This is a genomic window from Allosphingosinicella sp., from assembly GCF_036387215.1.
Taxonomy (GTDB): domain Bacteria; phylum Pseudomonadota; class Alphaproteobacteria; order Sphingomonadales; family Sphingomonadaceae; genus Allosphingosinicella.
The window spans coordinates 1-4874 of sequence record NZ_DASVUE010000065.1 but is presented as its reverse complement, the minus strand read 5'-3'; the positions used below and the strand labels follow the sequence as shown (position 1 = coordinate 4874).

Below are 4874 nucleotides of genomic sequence, written 5' to 3'. Positions count from 1 at the left end.
CAAGCGGATGAGCACCGAAGGCGCCGAGGTTGTTTTGACGGAGCGCCGCGAGTTCATGGCGCGCTATGTGCCGGTGATCACCTCGGAAGTGCCGGCCTCGCCCATCCGGCTACTGCCGCTTGCTCAGCGATCGCGCGTCGGCGCGGGAATAGCACGCAAGCGACGCTCCGATGCTCGTGGTGTGGAGTGAGGCATCATTAGGCCAGCTGTCGTACGCAAGTAGGTCCGGAAGTTTGGCGAACCCCCACGGGCAACGAGGAAGGCTCCATAGCGCTTCACGTCCACTTCGCGGTTGCCTCCGTCACGCTGCCATGACTCTGCTGAGTGAGCCCCGGAGCTCACAACACCATCTTCTACACGGCGAACGACTTTGCCGGCGCGGCTATGTCCTCCGCGCCGGCAACAGCCTTCAACCCATATGCCGATTGAACCAATCTATCGGCTTATGCGTGGGCCTGGTGAAGGGGTGCATCTTCACGAGCCTTGCAAGCTCGTCATCGAGCAGTTTCGGTTCGACGTCGATCCACCACTCCCTCGCCTTGGCGTCCCACCGGTAGCCCGCCTCCTTTAGATCATCGCGGCAGGCGAACGGCGCGCCGGCAGCGCGGACGCGATGCGTGATGCGCCGGGCGCCGTCGACCAGGTTCGCCGCGATCGTGCGACCATCGCGGGCCTGCGTCGCCAGCAGGATCGCTAGCGCCCAGGCATCTGGAGCCGCGCGGTGAGCTTCGTAGAAGAAGCCCCGCGCAGCCAGCAGCGCCGTTTGCGACCGCTCGGCGTGGCCTTGCCCGTGCAACCAGTCCAGGTCCTTCTGGGCGCAGATCCACGGCTGCGTAATCCAAGGGAACCGTGCTCGCCAGAAGCGAGCGTCGAATCCGGCGTTGAACGCTACAATGGCGTCGACGTCGGAGAGCTGATCCCGCAGGACATCCTCGTCGAAGTGCTTGCCAGCCAGTGTGGCATCATCGAGCCCGGTGATGGTCACGATAACCGGGCGCAGCGGCGCGCCAGGATCCTCCAGCCCACTGATGGGATAGCTGATGTCACAGAGCTGACCGTCGCGATCGAGTGCCATCTTCACCAAGGCGAATTCAATCATCTTGTCCGTGTCGCCAAGACCCGTGGTCTCGCTGTCGACGACTAGTAGCTGTATTGCTGGACCCTCAGCAGGCGTGGGCGCGACCCACAATTCGTGCAGCTCCGGCAGGCGCCGCAGGACGCGAAAGTCCCCCGACAAGTCCAGGGCACGGGCGGATACTTCCAGGGCGGGATCGCCCTCGAATTCATAGAACCTCATGTGATTTCCTTTCTTGTAGGCTGCCGCAACGGCAGCGATCAGGCTGCGAACCGCTGGCGGCTCCACCAAGCGTCAGACAAGGCGACAGCGCGCAGGCGGTCGCGGTACGCAGCGAATTCCCCAGCGAAGGGGCGATGGGTCATGTTGGCGGCGAAGCTGGCGATGCGATCGCACATCGGCCCGGCGCAGGATGACGTGGTCAGCTGCAGATAATGGGCGAGGATGAGGCTCGTGGTCAGCACGTCGGCCTCAGCCGTGCTCCTCACAAGCGACCACTTGCCTGCTTCGATGTAACCGGCGACTGCCGTCGGGGCCCCGACCGGCTTGACGGGGATTTCCAAGGCCGCCGCCATCTCGGCGAGATGAACGCGCGCCGCGTTGTGCCCCATCGCCAGCATCAGATCAGTGTGACGCCGGCCCCGCATGTCGAAGGGCTGGCCGAATGACTTCAGGCATTCCGGCAGCGTGACGCCATGAATCCCCGCGCTCAACATCAGCTGGGGAATGTCCGTGGCCGCTCCACCCCACGATACCAGGTCGGCGGGACCGACGCTCGAGATGTCTACTAAGAAGGCCTGGAGCATCTCGCGTTCAGTCTGTTCCGGGCAGCCCACGGTCCTGAGCGCCACCGGAGCGGGGACGCCTTGTTCGTCCTCCACGAGAGTCATCCAGCTAACCACGACCGGCCGACGAAACGGCCACCGCACCCCGCGAAAACGGGCGGTCGTCGAAGAGCAGGTCGAACCTGAGGAATGGGCGCTCATTCGCGAGATGCGCGCGCGCAAAGTGCCGGTGAGCGCGCTCGATCAACTTACCGAGCCCGAACTCGACTTCATCGCCGGACTGTTCGTCGAGAAGCAGAAGGATTTCCGGCACCGCGACCGGGCCGGTTCCTGGTGGACGCTGGTCCGCTCAGGCTTGCTAGACGTGTCCTCCGAGGCGTTCAACGAGGACGAGCGAGCTGCGATCCTGGCTGCAACGGACGCAGGCGCAGTGCGCGCCCGCCAAGCCTATGACGCATTGTGCGAGCTGGCCGGCCGCAAGCTCGACGTCCCGCACAGCTTCGCCGAGTTCGTCCTCTGCCGGACTGAGCGCCGCACCACTCGTAAGCCCCAGCGAAGCGCTGCGTGTCGATGTTCGTGGCGGGACTCTCTCCCAGGCACTCCTGGAATTCGCGCGGGAAACCGGGACGCAGATCCTTTTCGATAGCCGGCTTGTCGACGGCCTGAGGTCGGCCGGGTTGCGGGGCACCTTCACCCGTTCTGCTGCGGTCGAGCGGCTGCTGCGGGGCACGGGCATCGGTTTCCGACTGGCCGGCGGCAGCTTCAATCTGGTTCGACTTACGCATTTGCCGCCGCCGGACCGCGCAGCCGAGAGCCTGCCAATCCCCGAAATCCTGGTGATCGGCAGACGGACGCAGAACGTCGACATCCGCCGCTCGACGAACGACATTCGACCCTACCGGGTCCTTGGCCGCAAGGTCTTCGAGCAACCCACCCGCGATGACGTGAACGAGGTCCTCCGAAGCAAGTTGCCGGGGAACTCCGTCGAAGCGGCGCCGGCTCAGCTGCCGACTGAATTCGGCGACCCGAGATCGCTGGTGGACCTTCGCGGCCTTGGCGGCGACCGTACCCTGGTCCTCCTCGACGGGCGGCGTCTTCCGAGCATCCCCACATTCGAGTTCGACAATCTGCAGCCTGACGTCAACGCGCTGCCGCTGATCGCGATGGAGAGGATCGAGACGATCACTGGAACTGCCGGCGGAACCTACGGCCCGGGCGCGCTCGGCGGAGTGGTCAACATCATCTTGCGCCGCGACGTTGAGGGCCTCGACCTGCGAATGACAAAGGGCATCAGCGACCGTTCCGACGCGTCCACCACGGCCATCGAGGGCATCGGTGGGTTCCGAATTCGCGATAGCGGTACGAGGCTGATGATCACCGGGAGCATGCGCACCTCGAGCGGTCTGCTTCGAGGCCAGCGAGACTATACGGAGCGGCAACGACGGCGCCAGAGCGCGAACGATCCTGAAAGCTTCGCTCGGCTTCCTCTCGCGATCGGCGGGCTCCTGACCTACAATATCGGCAATGCCGTGTCGGTATTCAGCGCTGACAATCAGCCGCTCCGTCTGAAGCCGGAATTTGGCGGCGGGACGCTCGGCGCCACCTATTCCTTCCTGCCTGCTGATTTCAGTGGCTCAAGGAGCGAGGCGGTAGAATTGCTCCGTGCGAACGCAGGGGCCTTGATGCTGGAACCCGCTCCTGATCGCCGTTCCGGCACAGCCTCGCTTCTTCCGAGAAGCACCTCGGCATCCATCCTCGCCAGCTTGCGACAGGAATTCGGTGGCAGAATGGAGGCCTATATCGATACCGCCTGGCTTCGGAATGAAGGAAGGCAGGAATTCTCGTTCAACGAGCAAGGACCAACGACTGCGCTTGCGCCGACCAATCTCTTTCAACAGCCGGTGGTGTTTACGTTTCCGCGCCCGGATCTTCTCGGGACCTACCGCCAGACCATCACCAGCAATCGCGTGACGCTGGGGACGGTGATCAGGATGGGCCATGACTGGAGCCTCAATGCAGACGTTTCCGCTGCTCAGGTGCGAGCGGTTAGGCGGGACGCCTACAGTCTTCAGAGCCTCTCCTTCCTGAACTCCCTTAGGAGAGGAACGCCGGGGGGCCCCGGCCTGCCGGTGGTCGACCCCCTCGCACCTGCCGCTGTCCGCAATGCAACGCTCCTCGCCTATCGACAAACGTCTGACTACGGACAATTTCTCAAGAACAACTTCCGGAGTGCCGGGCTGCGCCTAGGAGGGCCGTTGCTGAACCTTCCGGGCGGTCCCTTGGCTTTGACAAGCGCGATCGAGTGGCGGCGTGAAAGCGTGCCGGTCACAACAGGAACCACCCGCTCCGCTTCAGAGCTCCCCAAGGTGCGGGAAAGCGCGCCGCGATCGCAAGTAGTGAGCTCCGGCTATTTAGAGCTGCGGGCTCCTCTCACCGCCGCTGGAACGCACCTTCCGATATTGCGGCAGCTCGAGCTGATGCTGGCCCTTCGCCGCGATGCGGCCAGAACGCTTTACCCGCGCGGCTTCGGTGCTTTTCTTCCGGGAGACACGGCTGCAAGCCGTTCTCGGCGCACTGCGCTCACTTACACAGCCGGGGTGCGCTTCTTTCCTCATGAGAAGCTTATGCTTCGGATGAGTTCTGCCACCGGCGAACTCCCGCCCACCATCCAGAACCTGCGCTCCAACTCGGGCACATTCGTTTCAAGAGCCCGGCCCTTGCGGATCCGAAAAGAGGCGGGCGGCCCGTCGGAAGCGAACGGAACTTCACCTTCCCGTACGGAGGATCGCCCGACTCGCCCCCCGAGCGAGCGAGCACCCTTTCTGCGGGATTCGTGATCAATCCCAACAACATCAGAGGGCCGCGTCTTTCCCTTGACTACTCGCGCATTCACAGGACGCGTGAGCCGTACGTCTTATCCTTCCTCTTCTACGATGACGCGAACGCATTGGCACGCGTCCCCGAGGTGCTTGCACTGGAAGAGAAGGAGCCCGAGCGCCTGCGTCGCCTGCCAT

Annotated in this window: 6 protein-coding genes and 1 pseudogene; 5 read left to right on the top strand and 2 right to left on the bottom strand. The window is 63.9% G+C overall.

Going from position 1 to position 4874, the window contains the following annotated elements:
* The coding region (locus tag VF662_RS03060) for a hypothetical protein (RefSeq protein ID WP_464137556.1) at positions 1–190 on the top strand (190 nt) is incomplete at its 5' end.
* 219 nt (positions 191–409) lie between these two features.
* On the opposite strand, the gene VF662_RS03055 is transcribed toward VF662_RS03060, so the two are convergent.
* The gene (locus VF662_RS03055) at positions 410–1297 is read right to left on the bottom strand and encodes an exonuclease domain-containing protein (RefSeq protein WP_464137554.1); all 888 of its coding nucleotides are present in this window, start codon (positions 1295–1297) and stop codon (positions 410–412) included.
* Positions 1298–1335: 38 nt separating this feature from the next.
* The gene (locus tag VF662_RS03050; protein ID WP_464137552.1) at positions 1336–2061 is read right to left on the bottom strand and encodes a 3'-5' exonuclease family protein; all 726 of its coding nucleotides are present in this window, start codon (positions 2059–2061) and stop codon (positions 1336–1338) included.
* 7 nt (positions 2062–2068) lie between these two features.
* Between VF662_RS03050 and VF662_RS03045 the strand changes: the two genes are divergently transcribed.
* From VF662_RS03045 to VF662_RS03030, 4 genes and pseudogenes are all read left to right on the top strand, one after another.
* Positions 2069–2506 carry a hypothetical protein gene (locus tag VF662_RS03045; protein ID WP_464137550.1) on the top strand — a complete coding sequence of 146 codons (438 nt, stop codon included), beginning with the start codon at positions 2069–2071 and terminating at the stop codon, positions 2504–2506.
* Positions 2507–2537: 31 nt separating this feature from the next.
* Positions 2538–3080, top strand: a pseudogene (locus VF662_RS03040) (TonB-dependent receptor plug domain-containing protein); the annotation flags it as partial.
* A gap of 9 nt (positions 3081–3089) precedes the next feature.
* Complete coding sequence (locus VF662_RS03035; protein ID WP_464137558.1) at positions 3090–4697, top strand: TonB-dependent receptor domain-containing protein; 1608 nt, start codon at positions 3090–3092, stop codon at positions 4695–4697.
* Positions 4694–4874: hypothetical protein (locus VF662_RS03030; protein WP_464137547.1), on the top strand; the 181-nt coding region annotated here is incomplete at its 3' end. The genes VF662_RS03035 and VF662_RS03030, both read left to right, overlap by 4 nt.